The 15,864-nt window shown below is 68.3% G+C and carries 14 protein-coding genes; 3 read left to right on the top strand and 11 right to left on the bottom strand.

The window, feature by feature from the left end:
* Positions 1-19: 19 nt before the first annotated feature.
* The 6 genes from C0099_RS01115 to C0099_RS01090 form a co-directional block, all read right to left on the bottom strand.
* Positions 20-946: a response regulator transcription factor gene (locus C0099_RS01115; protein WP_228151623.1), complete on the bottom strand. Its 927-nt coding sequence runs from the start codon at positions 944-946 to the stop codon at positions 20-22.
* Positions 936-4,373: a hybrid sensor histidine kinase/response regulator gene (locus tag C0099_RS01110; RefSeq protein WP_102245727.1), complete on the bottom strand. Its 3,438-nt coding sequence runs from the start codon at positions 4,371-4,373 to the stop codon at positions 936-938. The genes C0099_RS01115 and C0099_RS01110 overlap by 11 nt, the downstream gene beginning before the upstream one ends.
* A 100-nt stretch (positions 4,374-4,473) precedes the next feature.
* Positions 4,474-5,508 (bottom strand): DUF5924 family protein, encoded by a 1,035-nt coding sequence (locus C0099_RS01105; RefSeq protein WP_228151622.1) that lies wholly within the window; start codon positions 5,506-5,508, stop codon positions 4,474-4,476.
* Positions 5,505-6,347: a Rossmann-like and DUF2520 domain-containing protein gene (locus tag C0099_RS01100; RefSeq protein ID WP_102245726.1), complete on the bottom strand. Its 843-nt coding sequence runs from the start codon at positions 6,345-6,347 to the stop codon at positions 5,505-5,507. Before C0099_RS01100 ends, C0099_RS01105 begins: the two co-directional genes overlap by 4 nt.
* The gene (locus C0099_RS01095; RefSeq protein ID WP_173768938.1) at positions 6,340-7,635 is read right to left on the bottom strand and encodes an LLM class flavin-dependent oxidoreductase; all 1,296 of its coding nucleotides are present in this window, start codon (positions 7,633-7,635) and stop codon (positions 6,340-6,342) included. The genes C0099_RS01100 and C0099_RS01095 overlap by 8 nt, the downstream gene beginning before the upstream one ends.
* A gap of 2 nt (positions 7,636-7,637) precedes the next feature.
* Positions 7,638-8,420, bottom strand: a complete 783-nt coding sequence (locus tag C0099_RS01090; protein WP_102245725.1) for a 3-oxoacyl-ACP reductase — start codon at positions 8,418-8,420, stop codon at positions 7,638-7,640.
* 210 nt (positions 8,421-8,630) lie between these two features.
* Here C0099_RS01090 and C0099_RS01085 point away from each other — a divergent pair, with 210 nt between their 5' ends.
* A complete protein-coding gene (locus tag C0099_RS01085; RefSeq protein ID WP_102245724.1) occupies positions 8,631-10,079 on the top strand; it encodes a sodium:solute symporter family transporter in 1,449 nt (482 codons plus the stop codon).
* Between the two features lie 8 nt (positions 10,080-10,087).
* On the opposite strand, the gene C0099_RS01080 is transcribed toward C0099_RS01085, so the two are convergent.
* The 4 genes from C0099_RS01080 to dksA all read right to left on the bottom strand — a co-directional run bounded on the left by C0099_RS01080 (position 10,088) and on the right by dksA (position 13,724).
* Positions 10,088-10,597 carry a DUF1269 domain-containing protein gene (locus tag C0099_RS01080; RefSeq protein ID WP_102245723.1) on the bottom strand — a complete coding sequence of 170 codons (510 nt, stop codon included), beginning with the start codon at positions 10,595-10,597 and terminating at the stop codon, positions 10,088-10,090.
* A gap of 90 nt (positions 10,598-10,687) precedes the next feature.
* Positions 10,688-12,118, bottom strand: coding sequence for an exonuclease domain-containing protein (locus tag C0099_RS01075; protein ID WP_102245722.1), 1,431 nt, complete (start codon positions 12,116-12,118; stop codon positions 10,688-10,690).
* A 78-nt stretch (positions 12,119-12,196) separates the two neighbouring features.
* Positions 12,197-13,270 (bottom strand): CobW family GTP-binding protein, encoded by a 1,074-nt coding sequence (locus tag C0099_RS01070; protein ID WP_102245721.1) that lies wholly within the window; start codon positions 13,268-13,270, stop codon positions 12,197-12,199.
* Between the two features lie 16 nt (positions 13,271-13,286).
* Positions 13,287-13,724: an RNA polymerase-binding protein DksA gene (gene dksA / locus C0099_RS01065; RefSeq protein WP_102245720.1), complete on the bottom strand. Its 438-nt coding sequence runs from the start codon at positions 13,722-13,724 to the stop codon at positions 13,287-13,289.
* A 166-nt stretch (positions 13,725-13,890) separates the two neighbouring features.
* Here dksA and C0099_RS01060 point away from each other — a divergent pair, with 166 nt between their 5' ends.
* Positions 13,891-14,361 carry a transcriptional repressor gene (locus tag C0099_RS01060; protein WP_102248331.1) on the top strand — a complete coding sequence of 157 codons (471 nt, stop codon included), beginning with the start codon at positions 13,891-13,893 and terminating at the stop codon, positions 14,359-14,361.
* A gap of 9 nt (positions 14,362-14,370) precedes the next feature.
* Here C0099_RS01060 and C0099_RS01055 read toward each other — a convergent pair whose 3' ends face one another.
* Complete coding sequence (locus tag C0099_RS01055; RefSeq protein ID WP_102245719.1) at positions 14,371-15,312, bottom strand: MBL fold metallo-hydrolase; 942 nt, start codon at positions 15,310-15,312, stop codon at positions 14,371-14,373.
* A gap of 194 nt (positions 15,313-15,506) precedes the next feature.
* Here C0099_RS01055 and C0099_RS01050 point away from each other — a divergent pair, with 194 nt between their 5' ends.
* Entirely contained in the window at positions 15,507-15,842 is a 336-nt protein-coding gene (locus C0099_RS01050; protein ID WP_102245718.1) for a hypothetical protein, read from the top strand.
* Positions 15,843-15,864 lie beyond the last annotated feature (22 nt).

The following is a 15,864-nucleotide window of genomic DNA, read 5'->3' as shown; positions in this document are numbered from 1 at the left end:
CACCCCGGAGGCAACCGGCCTATCCCTGCAACCTCTGCATCGCCATCCCCGCCGCCGCGGTGCGGGTTTCCACGCCGAGCTTTTCGAACACATGCTCCAGGTGCTTGTGCACGGTGCGCGGGCTGGTGCCGAGAATGTCGCCGATGTCGCGATTGGTCTTGCCGCGGATGACCCATTGCAGGACTTCCGCTTCGCGCGCGGTCAGGCCGAAGGCGGACATCAGGGTTTCGACGGCGCTGGCGTCGTCTTCCTCGCGCAGCACCACCAGCCATTCGCCGTCGCCGTCGTCGTCGCTCTGGTCGTGGAAGGACCCGAGCAGGCGCTTTTCGCCGTCGGCGGCGATCAGCGGCGGGACTTCACGCCGCTCGCCGCGGGCGCGGCGGGCGGCGGCGAGCCAGTCGGCCAGGCGCGTGGGGCAATCCTCGTTTTCCGGGTCGAACCATTCGCGCAGCAGCTTGCGTGCCAGCGGGGTCTGCCAGACGAGCTTGCCGTCGCGGGCGCGCACGGCGACGGTGGCCTGACCGAAGGCGTCGAGCGCCGTGCGCGCCTGGCGCATTTCGCGGGCGTTGTGCACGTGGGCAGCGATACGTGCCAGCACTTCGGCCGGGCGGATGGGCTTGGTGACGTAGTCGGCGCCGCCGGCCGCGAACGCGGCGACGACGTTTTCGGTTTCGGTCAGGCCGGTCATGAAGATCAGCGGAATGGCGCGCGTGGCGAAGTCGGCCTTGAGCCGGCGGGCGACCTCGAAGCCGTCCATGCCCGGCATCATCGCGTCGAGCAGCACGACGTCGGGCAGGCTCTGACGCGCGCGTGCGATGGCGGCCTCGCCGCTGGTGGCGACCAGCACGGTGTAGCCGGACTCGTCGAGCGCGTCGTGCAGCAGCGCGAGGTTGTCGGGCACGTCGTCGACGATCAGCACGATGCCCTGGCCACTGTCAGTGATCATCATCGTCCTCCGTGGTCGCGATGTCACCGCGCAGCATGTCGCGCAGCACATCGAAACGGAAGGCCCGCGTCATCTCGCGCGCGATGCGAACGAACTCGCCGCATTCGGGATGGGCGTTCTCGATCTCGACCAGTCGCGCGAGGATGCCGCGCGGATAGCCCAGTTCGATCACCGCATCGAGTTCGCGCCGCGCCGCGGCGGGGGGCAGCTTCATCGGATCGGCGGCAGCCGGCATCGGCGCCGGCGGGGGTTCGGGGCTCGCCTCGGCGCACACCCATTCGAGATCCAGCCGACGGCCGATCCATCCGAGCAGGTCGTCGACGCGAATGGGCTTGAGCATGAAGTCCTCGGGGCCGATGCCGACATCGTTGTCGAGGTTGCGGTCGAAGGCGTTGGCCGACAGGATCGCGGCCGGCACATCCGCGTGCGGCCCGGCACGCAGACGGCGCAGCGTCTCCCAGCCGTCGATGCCACCCATCGCCAGATCCATGAACACCAGATGCGGGCGCACGTCGCCGATGCGCTCCAGGCACTCCTCGCCGGACGTCGCCTGGGCGACCTCGAAACCCAGCGGCTCGAGCACCGAGACCAGAAGCTCGCGATCGACGCGCTCGTTGTCGACGACGAGGACGCGCCGACGCACGCCCTTGTAGCCGATGCGGCGCACACGCGGCAGGGCCTGTTCGGCCTGCTTGCCGTGCAATTGCGGCAGGAACAGACGCACGCGGAAGGTGCTGCCCTGACCGGGCGTGCTGTCGACGCTCATCTGGCCACCCATCAGGTCGGTGAGCATGCGGCTGATGGTCAGACCCAGGCCGGTGCCGGCGGTCGCGCCGGCGCGCGCCGAGCGGCCGCGCTCGAAGGGCTCGAAGATGCGCGCGCGCTCTTCGGGCTCGATGCCGGGGCCGGAATCCTCGACCTCGATGGTGGCCATCTCGTGACGCCAGGACAGACGCACGCGCACCGTGCCGCGCGCGGTGAACTTCACGGCGTTGCCGATGATGTTGATGAGGATCTGGCGCAGACGCTTCTCGTCGGCACGCACGACCTCGGGCAGTGGTTCGGCCGGTTCGTAGGTGAAGCGCAGACCCTTGTCGCGTGCCTGCAGTTCGAACATGCCGACGATCTGGCGCATGAAGGCCGGGAAGGCCAGCGGGCGCACGTCCAGCGTGAGCTTGCCGCCCTCGATGCGGGCGATGTCGAGCGTGCCCTCGATCAGCGACAGCAGATGCTCGCCGCCCTTGCGGATCACGCCAACGGCCGGCCGCCGATTGGGCGGGATCGCCTCGTCGGCGTCGAGGATCTGCGCATAACCGAGAATGCTGTTGAGCGGCGTGCGCAGTTCGTGGCTGATCGCGGTCAGGTAGCGGCTCTTGGCCGAGTTGGCCTGCTCCGCGACGCGGCGGGCGTTCTGCAGCTGCTCGTCGGTGCGCTTGTGCGACTCGATCTCTCGCACCAGCAATTGCGTCTGGCGATTGGATTCCTGCTGCGCGACATGCCGGCTCTTGTGCGTGAGCACCATCCACCATGCGCCGGTGCCGGCGACGATCAACAGCGCGACGAAGACCTTGAGGAACACGCCGTCGAGTGTCCCGGCCGCTTCCGGCCCCAGCGCCTGCGCCTCATGCACGTAGATCAGCCCGAGCAGCAGGGCGAGGAAGGACACGACTCCGCCGGTCAGCAGCAGATAATGGCCCAGCCCGGCGTCCAGGTAGGGCCGCAACCGCGCCGGCAGACAGCGCTGCAACAGCGCCGCCCATTGCGCCGAGATACGCGCGTGCGGCTTGCACAGGTCGCCACAGCGCGCGTCCAGCGTGCAGCACAGCGAGCAGATGGTGCCGCGATAGGCCGGGCAGAAACTGGTGTCCTCGACCTCGAAGTACTGCTTGCAGATGGTGCATTTGCGCTGGCCCTCGACCGGAGGCTCGGGCGCTCGCGCGAGGTAGTAGCGGCCCTGCGTCCACCACGCAATCAGCGGCGACACCACCAGGGCGGCAATCATCGCGACGAAGGGCGCGAAGGGCTGGATGCCTTCGCCGAACAGACCCACGAAGGTCGCCACCGACAATATGGATGCCACCCCCATCGCGCCGACACCCACCGGGTTGATGTCGTACAGATGGCTGCGCTTGAATTCGATGCCCCTGGGCGACCAGCCCATCGGCTTGTTGATGACCAGATCGGCCACCACCGCGACGATCCACGAGATCGCCACGTTCGAGTACAGCCCCAGCACCTGGCCGAGCGCGCCGAAGACGTTCATCTCCATGAGCAGCAGTGCGATCAGCACGTTGAACACCACCCACACCACGCGCCCCGGGTGGCTGTGGGTCAAGCGCGAGAAGAAGTTCGACCACGCCAGCGAGCCGGCGTAGGCGTTGGTGACGTTGATCTTGAGCTGCGAGACGATCACGAACAGCGCGGTCACGCCGACCGCCCACGCCACCGAATCGAACACCAGGCCGAAGCCCAGCAGATACATCTGGTTGGGGTCCACGGCCTTTTCGACCGCCACCCCCTGTTCGAGCAGCATCCACGCCAGCAGCGCGCCGCCGAGCATCTTGATCACGCCCATCACGACCCAGCCGGGGCCGCCGAGCACCACGCCGGTGAGCCAGCGCCCCTTGTTGGACTCGGTACGCTCCGGCATGAAGCGCAGATAGTCGGCCTGCTCCCCCATCTGGGTGATCAGCGCGATCCCGACCGTCATTGCCGCACCAAAAAGGTGCCAGTTGAATCCGCCCGCCTCGCCCGATGCACCGGGATAGTGCCAAAGCGCCTGCAGCACGGTTGCGTCCTGGTTCAACACATAGAGGAAGGGCAGCGCCAGCAGGAACAGCCAGATGGGCTGCGTGAAAGTCTGGATGCGGCTGATCACGGTGATGCCGTGCGTGACCAGCGGAATCACCACCAGCGCACAGATCAGATAACCCCACGCCGGCGGGATGTGAAAGGCCAGTTCCAGCGCGTAGGCCATGATGGCCGCTTCGAGCGCGAACAGGATGAAGGTGAAGCAGGCATAGACCAGCGACGAGATGGTCGAGCCGATGTAGCCGAAGCCCGAACCGCGCGTGAGCAGGTCCATGTCCACGCCATGGCGCGCGGCATGCAGGCTGATCGGCAGGCCGGTGAGGAAGATGATCAGTCCGATCGCGAGGATGGCCCAGAAGCTGTTGATGAAGCCGTAGCCCACCAGCATGGTCGCGCCCACCGCCTCGAGCACCAGAAACGATGCCGACCCGAAGGCGGTGTTGCCCACCCGCAGCGCCGACCAGCGGCGGAAGCTGCGCGGCGTGAAGCGCAGCGCGTAGTCCTCCATGGTCTCGTTCGCGACCCAGGTGTTGTAGTCGCGGCGGACCTTGACGACGCGCTGCACCGCATCGGCGGCGGGCGCCTGTGGAGCGTGGATCGCGGAATCTTCGTTCATCGGGCGGCCGGGCGACGGCCGGAACCGCTCGCGCCGGACTGGCAACGGGATGTACGTTGAAAAGCAATCCCCATGCCCACCGACCCGGCAGCGGCCTGGCTCAGTCCGGCGCCGGAGTCTCCGCGACCGTGCGGAAACGACCTCTGCCGATCATCTGGCCGGACTCGGTGACGACCTCGACGCGCCAGCGCCCGCCCGAGTCCTCGGGGAAGTTGAGCTTGTGCGTCCAGGCGCGGTAGCCCCGCTCGCGTCCGCCCTGGATTTCAAGCGGAATGCGGTCGACTTCCTCCCCGTCGAGCATCCACACGTGGAAGATGCGTTCCTGCAGGCCCAGCGGCGCATGGATCGCGGTATAGGCGAACAGGCCATCGCGGTGCAGCCGCTCGACCGACACCTGCGACACCGGCACGCTGGGCGCGCGGCGCTCTCGATCCATTTCCAGCGCGAGCTGGATGTCGGTCAGCCGCAGCGTAGACGGCGGCACCCAGAAGCGACCCACCCAGCCGAACGCGCCCAGCGCCACCACCAGACCCGCGAGCAGCAAGCCGCGCCAGCGCGTGCGCGCACGGATTACCGCAGCGAGGCTGGGAAAAGACAGCAGCACGGCGGCGAACAGCGCATACAGATAGGTCTGGTGCGTGGGCACGTTGAGCAGGATGGGCAGGGCCGTGAGCAGCACGACGAACAGTGCCAGCGTGTGAAATCCCAGGAACAGCCAGCGGCGCGGCGCAAGCCACTTGTAGTAGACGGGATCGAGTACCGACACCAGCGCCGCACAGCCAATGAGCCCGGTGAACACCGCCTGGCCGCTGCTCCAGGTCGTCGCGAAGAACAAAAAGGGCAGGACGAAGAACAGGCTCTCCTGGTGGATCATCTGCGTCGCGTAACGCAGCAGCGGAGCCGGCAGCCGGAAATGAAAGCGCACGTCCAGCCAGCGACGCAGCACGTTCTCGAGCAACAGCCAGGGCCAGCTCACGAGCATGACCAGGGCAATGACGCGAGCGAAGCTCTCCTCCTGACGATCGACCAGCATGAAACTGGCCACACCCGAAAGGAAACCGAACAGCGCCAGAGCACCGCGATAGCGACGCAGCGTCACCAGCAGGCGCAGAACGCGGGTTTTCGAGATGGTCACTGCGCGCCCGACTCCGTCGCGTCGCGCCGCGCAGCAAGTGCGAAGGCGAGCGCGCTCAGTGCATCGTAGGCGCGGCCGGCGTCCGCGTCCCAGGCCGACACCACGCCTTGCTGGAGGGCGACCACCTCGCGATCGCCGCGTGCGGCCGGGCCGGTGAGCGCGTGCGGGCCGCCCAGCGCGAGCACGTTCTCCAGCGCGCCGCGCGAGATCGCGGCGAGCATCGCGTCGGCGGTTTCCGGCGGCACGCCGGCATCGACATAGGCGCGGCTCGCGGCGTCGAGGATCACGACCAGGAAGTTCGACGCGAACACCGAGCCGGCGTGATAGAGCGGCTTGCGTTCGCCATCGAGCGCGAACGGCGTACCACCGATCGCGACGAACAGATGATCGAGTTCGGCCGCCAGTCCCGCATCGCCCTCGACCCCGCAGGGCGTGCCGGCAAAGCGGGTGATTGCGATGCCCGGGTCGGCGAAGCTCATCACCGGATGCACGCTGGCGATGCGCGCGCCGCGCGCCGCCAGCGGGGCGAGCGCGGCCGACGGCGTAAAGCCGGACAGGTGAAACACGCCGTCACCGGGGCGCACGCGAGCGCTCTCAGCGAGCGCCTGCGCGCAGGCGGCGATGTCGCGGTCCGGCACACCCAGCAGCCACAGCGCGGCCGGGCGCATGTCGTCGAACGAGGCTGCCGCGTGGCCCTCACCGATGAAAGCCACGGCCTCGGCTGCGCTGGCCGGCGAGCGCGTCAGCACGTCGCCGATGGTGAGTGTGCCGGCCGCAGCCCACAGCCGCGCCAGCGTGCGTGCCGCGCGACCACAGCCGACGATGTTCAGTTCACCCACGCCGGCACTCCGGCCGCGTCAGGCCGAGGTGGCCGCGCAGCGTGGCGGACTCGTACTCGCGCCGGAACAGGCCGCGGCGCTGCAACTCGGGTACGACGTGGTCGACGAAATCCTCGAGCGAGCCGGGCAGCGAAGGCGGCATCAGGTTGAAGCCGTCCGCGCCGCCGTTGCGGACCCAATGCTCCATGCGGTCGGCGATGCTCGCCGGCGTGCCGACCATGGTGCAGTGTCCGCCACCGGCGGCGAGCCGGCCGAGCAGCCCACGCAGCGTCGGGCGCTCGGATTCGATGATGCGCAGGATGGTCGCGTAGCGCCCCTTGGGGCCGGTGAAAGTCTCCAGCGGCGGCAGATCGGGTACCGGGGCGTCGAGATCCCAGTCCGAGCAGTCCTGGCCGATGAAGCTTGCGAGCTGGCGCAGCGAGGTCGCGGCCGGCAGCAGTTCGTCGAGTTCGCGCTGCTTGGCGCGCGCCTCGTCCTCGGTCGAGGCCACATAGGTGACCAGACCCGGCATCACCGGCACCGCATCGCTGCGGCTGGCCTCGCGCACCCGGCGCAGGATGTCGCGACGGTAGTCCTGCGCGACTTCCAGATCCCAGGCCACGGCGTAGATGGCCTCCGCCCGGCGTGCGGCGAGGTCGCGCCCCTGCTCGGACGCGCCGGCCTGGAACAGCACCGGATGGCCCTGCGGCATGCGCGGCACGGTGAGCGGGCCGTCGACCGAGAAATGCTCGCCACGGTGGTTCACCGGCACCACGCGCTCGGGCATGGCCCAGGCGCCGGCGCGGTCGTTGAGCACCGCGTCGTCGGCCCACGAATCCCACAGCGCGAGCGTGGCGGCGATGAATTCCTCGGCGCGGGCATAGCGCCAGTCGTGATCGGGCATGGCCTCGAAGCCGTGGTTGCGCGCCTCGGCGTCGAACATCGAGGTGACCACGTTCCAGCCGATTCGCCCGTGCGACATGTGGTCGAGCGAGGCGAGCATGCGCGCGGCGTGAAACGGCGTGAAGAAGGTGCTCGACACCGTGCTGATCAGGCCGATGTGCGTAGTCGCGCGCGACAGCGCGGCGAGCAGCGTGAGCGGCTCGAAGAACCAGCGCGGGCCGTCGGCGACGTTCTGCGGGGTATGTCCGTCGGCGAAGAAGATGGCGTCGAGCTTTCCGCGTTCGGCGATGCGCGCGAGCTCTTCCCAGTAGGTGATGTCGCCGAGGCGCTCGACCGTCGATTGCGGATGCCGCCAGGCGGCGCGATGGTGGCCGCAAGCGAAGAGAAACGCGTTGAGATGGATCACGATCAGTCTTTCACGAGACCGCCGTCGACCACCAGATTCTGCCCCGTCACGGCGCGCGCCCACGGCGAGGCGAAGAACAGGATCGCGTCGGCGAACTCGGCCGGTGTGGTCACCCGGCGCAGCGGCGTGTGCGCGGCGACCAGGTCGAACACCGCCTCGGGCGTGGCGGCCGACGAGTCGGTGGTGCGCAGCAACCCGCCCGAAACCATGTTGACGGTGATGCCCTCGGGCCCCAGGTCCTGCGCCAGCGTGCGCGTCATCGACAGCAGCGCGGCCTTGGCGGCCGTGTAGTCGTGATAGGGCACGACCGGGTTCTGAAACAGATTGGTGCCGATGTTGACGATGCGCCCGAAGCCGGCCTGACGCATGCCGGGCAGCGCGGTCTGCGTGGTATTGAGTGCGCCGCGCACCGCGCCTTCCAGCTGCTGCGCGACGCTCTCCCAGCGCAGATCATAGGCCTTCTCGCGCGCATCGCCATTGAAAGTGAAATCCGGCAGCGCATTGTTGACCACGGTGGTGACCGGCGCATCGAAATGCGTCTGCGCGCGGTCGAACATGGCCTGCACCATGGCCGGGTCGCACACGTCGGCCTGCGCGGCGAAGGCGGTCTCGGGGAATTCCTCGACGATCGCCACGGCGCGCTTCTCGCTGGTCAGGTAGTTGATGACCACGCGTGCGCCCTCGCGCAGGAAGGCGCGCACGATGTGCTCGCCCAGCCCGCGCGCGCCACCGGTGACGAGCACGATCTGGTCGGAAAGAGCCGGCGAGGGGTGGGTCTGCTGCATCTCGGATTCTCCGCTGGCAGGACGATGACGAACGGCCGCGACGAGCCTCGGCGGCCTTGCCCATCACCCTGCTGAAAATGTCGCCGCCGACGCGCGGCGGTGTGTGCGCCGACCATAGCACATCGCCCGCGACGCGTTTGACAAGGGTGTAAGCACCTGCCTACCCTGCGCCGCTCGCGCCCGCATCCGGCGGCCGCGCACGGAGTCCCCATGTTCGATCCGACAACCACCCTGCTGTGGCTCGCGGCCTTCTCCGCGTGCTTCGCGCTGGCCGGCATTGCCTATTCGCGTCGCCACCGCCCCGACATCGAAGACTATGTCGTCGCCCGCAACAGCCAGGGCCGCGTGGCAACCGTGCTGACCCTGCTGGCCTCGTCGCTGGGCGCCTGGATCCTGTTCGCGCCGGCGCAGGCCGCCACCTGGGGCGGCATCGCGGCAGTCACGGGCTACGCGCTGGGCGCAATGTCGCCGCGCATCGCGATGATCCCGCTGGGCCGACGCATGCGCGCGCTGATCCCGGCAGGACACACGCTCACCGAATTCCTGATCGTGCGTTACGGCCGCCCGATGTACGGGCTGACGCTGGCGATCATGCTGTTCTACCTGTTCATCGCGCTGTCGGCCGAGATCACCGCGATGGCGCGGCTGGTGACCCTGGTCGCACCGGTGCCGCTGTGGCTCACGGCCGCCATCGTGATGGGCGCGACCCTGCTCTACACCTCGGTGGGCGGACTGCGCTCGTCGATCTTCACCGACAAGGTGCAGACCCTGGTGATCCTGCCGCTGCTGCTGACGCTGATGGTGCTGGGCTGGCGCGCGGTCGGCGGCGCGGCACCGGTGATCGAGCGCCTGCAGGCCGAGGCGCCGCATCTGCTCGACCCGCTGAGCATCGACGGCCTCAGGGCCGGCGCGACCTTCTTCGTCGCCATCCTGCTCACCGGCCTGTTCCACCAGGGCAACTGGCAGCGCGTGTACTCGGCGCGCGACGCGCGCACGCTTACCACCGGCTTTCTCATCGGCGGCCTGCTGGCGGCACCCTTCATCTTCCTGACCGGACTGTTCGGGCTCGCGTGGGTCGCGCTGCAACCCGGTGGCGACGCCTCGGTCGCGCTGTTCGCGGTCCTGCTGCCGGGCGCGCCGGAGTGGTTCGTGATCGCGCTCATTCCGCTCGGGCTGGCACTGGTGATGAGCAGCGCGGACACGGCGATCAGCGCGGTGTCGAGCATCGTCGCGGTCGACGCACGGCGCCTGCTGCCGGACGCCTCGCCGCAGCGCCTGATGCGCTACGCGCGCGGGCTGGTTCTGCTGCTCGCCGTGCCGGTGATGATCGTCGCCGCGCAGGGCTACAGCGTGCTCTACCTGTTCCTGCTCGCCGACCTGCTGTGTTCGGCCGCGGCCTTCCCGGTGTTCTACGGCCTCTACGACCGGCGTCTGGACGGGCGCACGGCCTTCGCCGCCACGCTGGCCGGGCTGATCGCCGGCCTCACGCTGTTTCCCGCGCCGGGCGCACCGCTGACCTGGCTGCTCGAATCCTTCCTGGTCGCGGCGCTGGTACCGGTGGCCGTGATGTGGATCCTGCCGCGTCTGCTCGGACGCCGGGCCACATTCGACTTCGCGACGCTGAAACACTCGGTGCGGCGGCTCGACGCCAGACCGTGACGGCGTAATCAGGGGAAGGCCGGCATCAACGGCTCGGCGCCCTCGAATTCGACTTCCGGATGATGGCGGCGCACCAGTTCGCCGACCTCTTCGATGCGCGCCTTGGGCACGTCCACCATCATCAGCAACTGGCCCGCCTCGATCGCCTCGGCGTACTCGGTGACCTGGCTGTTGCCGATGCTCAGGCCGACCATGCCACTGATCCAGGCGCCGATGCCGGCACCGAACAGGGCCGAGGCCAGCACTGCGCCGCCGGCGACGACCACCGAACCGGGTACCAGCGCGACACCCACCAGCCCGGCGAGCGTGCCCGCGGCACCGCCACTGGCGAGCCCGCGCTGAATGGCCGGGAAGAAGTCGGATTTCTGCAGCACGCTGGCTTCGGGCAGATCGCCCAGCGGCGTGTCGCGCCGCGCGAGCACGTGGATGTGACGGGCCTCGACACGATCGAGCAGCAACTCGTCGACGATCGCCTCGGCGGTCGGCAGGTCCGGCACCAGGAAATAGATGCGTCTCATGTGCACCTCCGTCGGGACAGAATGGCTCGGCGGGCATCGCGCGCGATGCCCATGACTCGTTCTAGTCCACCTTGGGAACGTGTGCCGTCGTCATCGTTCCGTCGTGCCTGACGGCCCGGCCTGTTCGATGCACGCCTCGCTGCCGGGCTGCGCGCGCCAGCGCGTAAACAAGCGCCACACGTCGAGCGAGAAGGCACGCGATGGCAGATCGCCGAGCAGCGTGGCGAGCGATTCGCGCGAGTCGGCGCTGCCCAGATGACACCAATGGTCGAAGACCTGGAAGCCCTCGTCACCGGTGTGTTCCGAGCGTTCCGCGACGACCACCGGCCCGTCCCACGGCCACGGTCCGGGGCCGATCGGGGCGAGCGCGCCGCGCAGGCGCTCGTCGTGTTTCTCCGGCGTTTCACGGCGCACGCACACGCCGGCGCAACGATTGGCACGACGCGCGGAACATTCTCCTGCACCGGCCTCCAGACCCAGTCGACGCGGGCACAGCGCATAGTTCGCCGCCAGCTCGCGCAGCACCGCATCAGCTTCCTTGCGCCCGCGAAACGCGCTGTAAAGCCCCTCCCAGGTCGTTGGATCGGTACCGTCGATGGGTACCGCCCGGATCAGCGGCGGACTGCGCCGACGCAGTTCGACCGACAGCGCGCATGCTTCGTCGCCGGCCGCCGGCAAACGGTTGTGGCACGGCCGATGCGCCAGCGCGAGTTCGCGCTCGAGCAGCATCGCGGCCAGTTCTCCGGGCGTCTCGACCCAGTCCAGGCGGCGCACCGCGCGCACCAGATCGCCATCCTTGCCCTTGCGCTCGATCGCCGCGAACAACTCCATGACGCGCGCGCGCAGGCTCGTCGCGCGGCCGACGAACAGCGTCTCGTCGCCTTCACCGAACAGGATGTACACCCCCTGCGCGTCGGGCAGGCCTTCGAGCATGCCCTCGGGCAGCGCCGGCGGACGCTTGGGAAACTTCATCGCGCGCCCCCAGGCGTGCTCCAGCGTCTGAGGGATGAAGCGCGCCTCGGCCAGCTGCAGGAACTGCCACAACACGTCGGCGTCGCCCATGGCGCGGTGGCGCGCATCGCACGCGAAACCATGGCGCTCGATCAGCGCGTCGAGCCCGTGACGGTGGTGTTCGGGATAGAGCGCGCGCGAGAACTTCACCGTGCACATCACCGGCGCCTCGAAATCCTCGCCGATGCGCTGGAACTCGTTGCGGATGAAGCCGTAGTCGAAGCGCGCGTTGTGCGCGACGAACACCGCATCGGCGAGCAGCGCACGCACACGCGGCGCCAGTTCCGCGAACGACGGCGCCTCGCGCACCATGTCGTCGGTGATGCCGATGATGTCCTGGATGAAACGCGGAATGCCGCGCTGCGGATTGACCAGCGTCTCCCAGCGCTCGACGATCGCGCCGTGCTCGACGCGGATCACCGCGATCTCGGTGATGCGGTCGGTCACCGGATTGGCGCCGGTGGTCTCGAGGTCGATCAGGACGAAGATATCGGGTACGGGTGAGGGCATCGGCGAGGAGAAACGCGGTTCGAAGCTGCGGGGCTTCGATTCTACGCACCCGGGCGGCGAGCTGGCGGCGCCGGCGACTCAGCTTTCGACCGGCATCTGCCCGAGCAGCCCGGAGAACAGGTTCACGACCTCGTCGCGCGGCACGCCGCGCACGATGAACACGATGCGGCTGCGTCGGTCGGCATACGGCCCGTCGGTCGGCCAGGCGGGCAGCGAGGACGGCGGATAGACGGCATGCTGCACGCATTGCACGACGCGCGGGAGGGCATCGCCGGCGACGTTCAGCAGGCCCTTGACGCGCAGCACGCGCTCGCCGCGCGCGGCCAGCAGCAGTTGCAGGGCCTCGGAGAAGGCCAGCCAGTCGAGCGGCGCGTCGAACGCCAGCACGAAGCTGGTCACGTCGACTTCGTGCGGCGCATGCGCGAGCGGTGCGGGGCCGCGGGCGTAGCGCGTCTGCGCCAACGCGGCCTGACGCCGCAAGGCTTCCTCGCCCAGCCAGGCGGCGACGTCGGGAAGTTTTCCGGCCGGATCATAGAGCCCGCAACCGTCCAGCGCGCCGGGCGGCGGATGGCCGTCGAAGACCTCGATCTGCGGCGCGGAAGGGTTCACCAGCGCGAGCCGTTGGGCGAGGCGCTCGCGCGCACTCGCATCGGCCAGATCGCATTTGGTGAGCAGCAACCGGTCGGCCATCGCGACCTGACGCATGGCCTCGCGATGTTCGTCGAGCTGGGACTCGGCATGGGTGACGTCGACCGCGGTGATCACCCCGTCGCAGCGAAAACGCGCGGCGATGAAGGGTTCTTCCATCAGCGTGTAGACCACCGGCGCCGGGTCGGCCAACCCGGTGGTTTCGATCAGCACGCGATCTACCGGGCCGACCTCGCGCCGCGCGGCACGCTTGAACAGTTGCTTGAGCGCGCGCACCAGATCGCCCTGGACGCTGCAGCAGATGCAGCCGCCATCGAGTACGAGCAGGGTTTCGTCGATCTTCTCGACCAGGTGGTGGTCGACCGCCACCTGACCGAACTCGTTGATCAGCACGGCAGTGCCGGCCAGTGCCGGCGTGCCGAGCAGGTGATTGAGCAGCGTGGTCTTGCCGGCGCCGAGAAAGCCGGTGAGGACGACGACCGGGATGCGCCGCGCCTCGGTCACGTCCGGCGCGCGGGCGTCAGCCCTTCTTGGAGACGCGTTCGATGGCCTCGTGGCGCTCCTGCGCCTCCAGGCTCAGCGTGGCCGCGGGACGCGCGAGCAGGCGGGGAATGCCGATCGGCTCGCCGGTTTCCTCGCACCAGCCGTAGCTGCCATCGTCGATGCGGCGCAGCGCCTGCTCGATCTTCTTCATCAGCTTGCGCTCGCGGTCGCGCACGCGCAACTCCAGCGCATGCTCTTCCTCGACCGTGGCGCGATCGGTCCAGTCGGCAGCCACCTCGTTCTCCTGCAGGTGCTGCGTGGTCTCGCGCGCCGAATCCAGCAGCGTCTCGCGCTCGGCCTCGAGCAGGGCGCGGAAGTACTCGAGCTGGGCATCGGACATGTACTCGTCTTCCGGTGCCGCGAGCAGTTCCTCGCGGGTCAGCGGGCGGACGGAATCGTTCTGGATCGCATTCATCGTACTTTCCCTGAATCGTGGCCGCCGGCCGCGAGGCTGGCGGGACGGACGGTTGTCGGCGCAGGGAAGATACACGAAGCTCGCGTCGCGCAACACCCCTGTGCGAAGCATGGACAGCACCGCGTCGCGAACGGCGACAAGGCATTCGGACTATCATGTGCACGCCATGAGCCACATCCACAGCACCGATCCGGCCACGACGCAGGCCCTGCTAGACGACGCTGCACAGCACTGCCGGCAGCGCGGTACAAGCCTCACGCCGATCCGGCGCACCGTGTTGGGTCTGCTGCTGGACGAACCCGGCGGGCTCAAGGCCTACGACCTGCTCGACCGGATCAAGCAGGTACGCGCCTCCGCAACCCCCCCCACGATCTACCGCGCGCTCGACTTCCTCATCGAGCAGGGACTGGCGCACCGCATCGCGCGCACCAACCAGTTCATCGCATGCAATCACGAGGGCCACGACGTGGCCTGCCTGTTCCTGGTGTGCCCGCAGTGCGGACAGGTGACCGAACTGCACGATGACGCGGCATTGGCGGGCCTGATGAAGGGATTGAAGGCCGCAGGCCATGCGCTTGCGAGTCCGGAGATCGAACTCAGCGCGGTCTGCGCAGAGTGCAGCCGGAGCGGCGCTTGAGCCAAGCACTCAGCGCAGCGAGGCCTGCTCCATCTGGATGAACACGTTGTAGGCGTTCAGGCGGTTGGCCTCGCGGAAGGCGGGCAGTTTCTCCCAGGCGCTCCAGTCGGTATCGGCATAGGCCTCATCGAAGGATTTGAGTTGGTCGACCGCCTCGCCCATGGCCTCGCGCAGGAAGCGCAGGTAGTCGCGCGTCATCACCAGATCGGCCTGCGGATTCTTCGACACCGGGCCGTGGCCGGGTATGAGGATCTTCGCGTCGATCTCGAGCAGGCGGTCAAGTGCCTTGAGCCACTCGCGCGTGTTCGCGTTGCCGACGAAGGGCACGCGTCCGCGAAACAGCAGGTCGCCGGCGAACACGATGTCGTCCTCGACCACATGCAGCACGACGTCGTCGGGCGAATGCGTCGGGCCGACGTAGATCACGCGCATGGTGACGCCACCGAGGGTGAACTCGGCGCCGTCGTCGTCGAGCCACACATCGGCGGGCGTGGGCACGGTGTTCTCGTCGACGAAGGGAAACAGGTCGCGGCGGCGCTGTTCGAGGCGGGCCTGCGCCTCCTCGGAGGCGAGAATCCCCTGCCCGGCCTTGTGCGCCCAGATCTCGATGCCGCGTTCCTTGAAGGCCTGCAGACCGTAGTAGTGGTCGGCGTGATAGTGGCTCACGATGACCCGACGGATGGGCTTGTCGGTGATCTTGCCGATCTCTTCGATGAGTTGCGCGCCCAGCACCGGCGTGCCCAGCGCATCGAGCACCACCACGCCCTCGTCGGTGACGACGAAACCGGCGTTCGACATGAAGCCTTCGTTGACGGCAGAGGCCATGCCGGCCTTGCCCAGCACGTACCAGCTGTGCGCGCCGACCTGCACGGGCTTCATGTCGATGGCGTGCACCAGCGGCGCGCCAACGAGGAGCAACAGCGCCACCAGGCGGGACATCAATCGGATCATCGCAGCTCTCCTCGTATTTTTATATATGCATATGCTAATGGGCGCATGTCGGCCTGTCGAGCGAAACGGCGCAGGCGGGCTTGAAACGCACCCGCAGACCCCATTTAATATAGCGGTGACCGGTCGCCGCGGCTCTGCGCAATGGCGGCAGCCCGCGCAGGTCATCCGATTTGATCCAGTGAAGGGAGAATTCAATGAGTACTGCGAAAACTCCGCTGACCGTCGTCTTCGATGGCGGCAACCTCGCGAGCAAGCTCGAGGTCGAGAAGCTCAAGACCAAGGACAAGAACAACGCGATGACGCTGGTCGACATCGCCGCCGGCGGCAGGGCAGAAGAGTACGGCTGCACCATCGATGCGGTGAAGAAGACCATCCACGTACGCGACGCCGACGGCACGGTGTTCGCCGGCATCGAGGCCATCAGCGCAATGCACGACGCGCTCGGTCTGGGCGGCTACTTCCGCTTCTGCCGCACACCGGGCCTGACCACCGGCCCGTCGGGCTTCTTCCCGAAAAAGAAAGCGGCCTGATCGCCGCCATCCCTCGGGACGC

It is taken from the genome of Pseudazoarcus pumilus (assembly GCF_002872475.1).
Classification (GTDB): domain Bacteria; phylum Pseudomonadota; class Gammaproteobacteria; order Burkholderiales; family Rhodocyclaceae; genus Pseudazoarcus; species Pseudazoarcus pumilus.
This window is presented reverse-complemented; position numbering and strand designations above follow the sequence as displayed.

Coding starts and splice junctions, on each gene's coding strand:
- C0099_RS01090 (WP_102245725.1), bottom strand. CDS start 8,420: ATGCAGCAGACCCACCCCTCGCCGGCTCTTTCCGACCAGATCGTGCTC.
- dksA (WP_102245720.1), bottom strand. CDS start 13,724: ATGAATGCGATCCAGAACGATTCCGTCCGCCCGCTGACCCGCGAGGAA.
- C0099_RS01115 (WP_228151623.1), bottom strand. CDS start 946: ATGATCACTGACAGTGGCCAGGGCATCGTGCTGATCGTCGACGACGTG.
- C0099_RS01110 (WP_102245727.1), bottom strand. CDS start 4,373: ATGAACGAAGATTCCGCGATCCACGCTCCACAGGCGCCCGCCGCCGAT.
- C0099_RS01060 (WP_102248331.1), top strand. CDS start 13,891: ATGAGCCACATCCACAGCACCGATCCGGCCACGACGCAGGCCCTGCTA.
- C0099_RS01080 (WP_102245723.1), bottom strand. CDS start 10,597: ATGAGACGCATCTATTTCCTGGTGCCGGACCTGCCGACCGCCGAGGCG.
- C0099_RS01050 (WP_102245718.1), top strand. CDS start 15,507: ATGAGTACTGCGAAAACTCCGCTGACCGTCGTCTTCGATGGCGGCAAC.
- C0099_RS01075 (WP_102245722.1), bottom strand. CDS start 12,118: ATGCCCTCACCCGTACCCGATATCTTCGTCCTGATCGACCTCGAGACC.
- C0099_RS01085 (WP_102245724.1), top strand. CDS start 8,631: ATGTTCGATCCGACAACCACCCTGCTGTGGCTCGCGGCCTTCTCCGCG.
- C0099_RS01055 (WP_102245719.1), bottom strand. CDS start 15,312: ATGATCCGATTGATGTCCCGCCTGGTGGCGCTGTTGCTCCTCGTTGGC.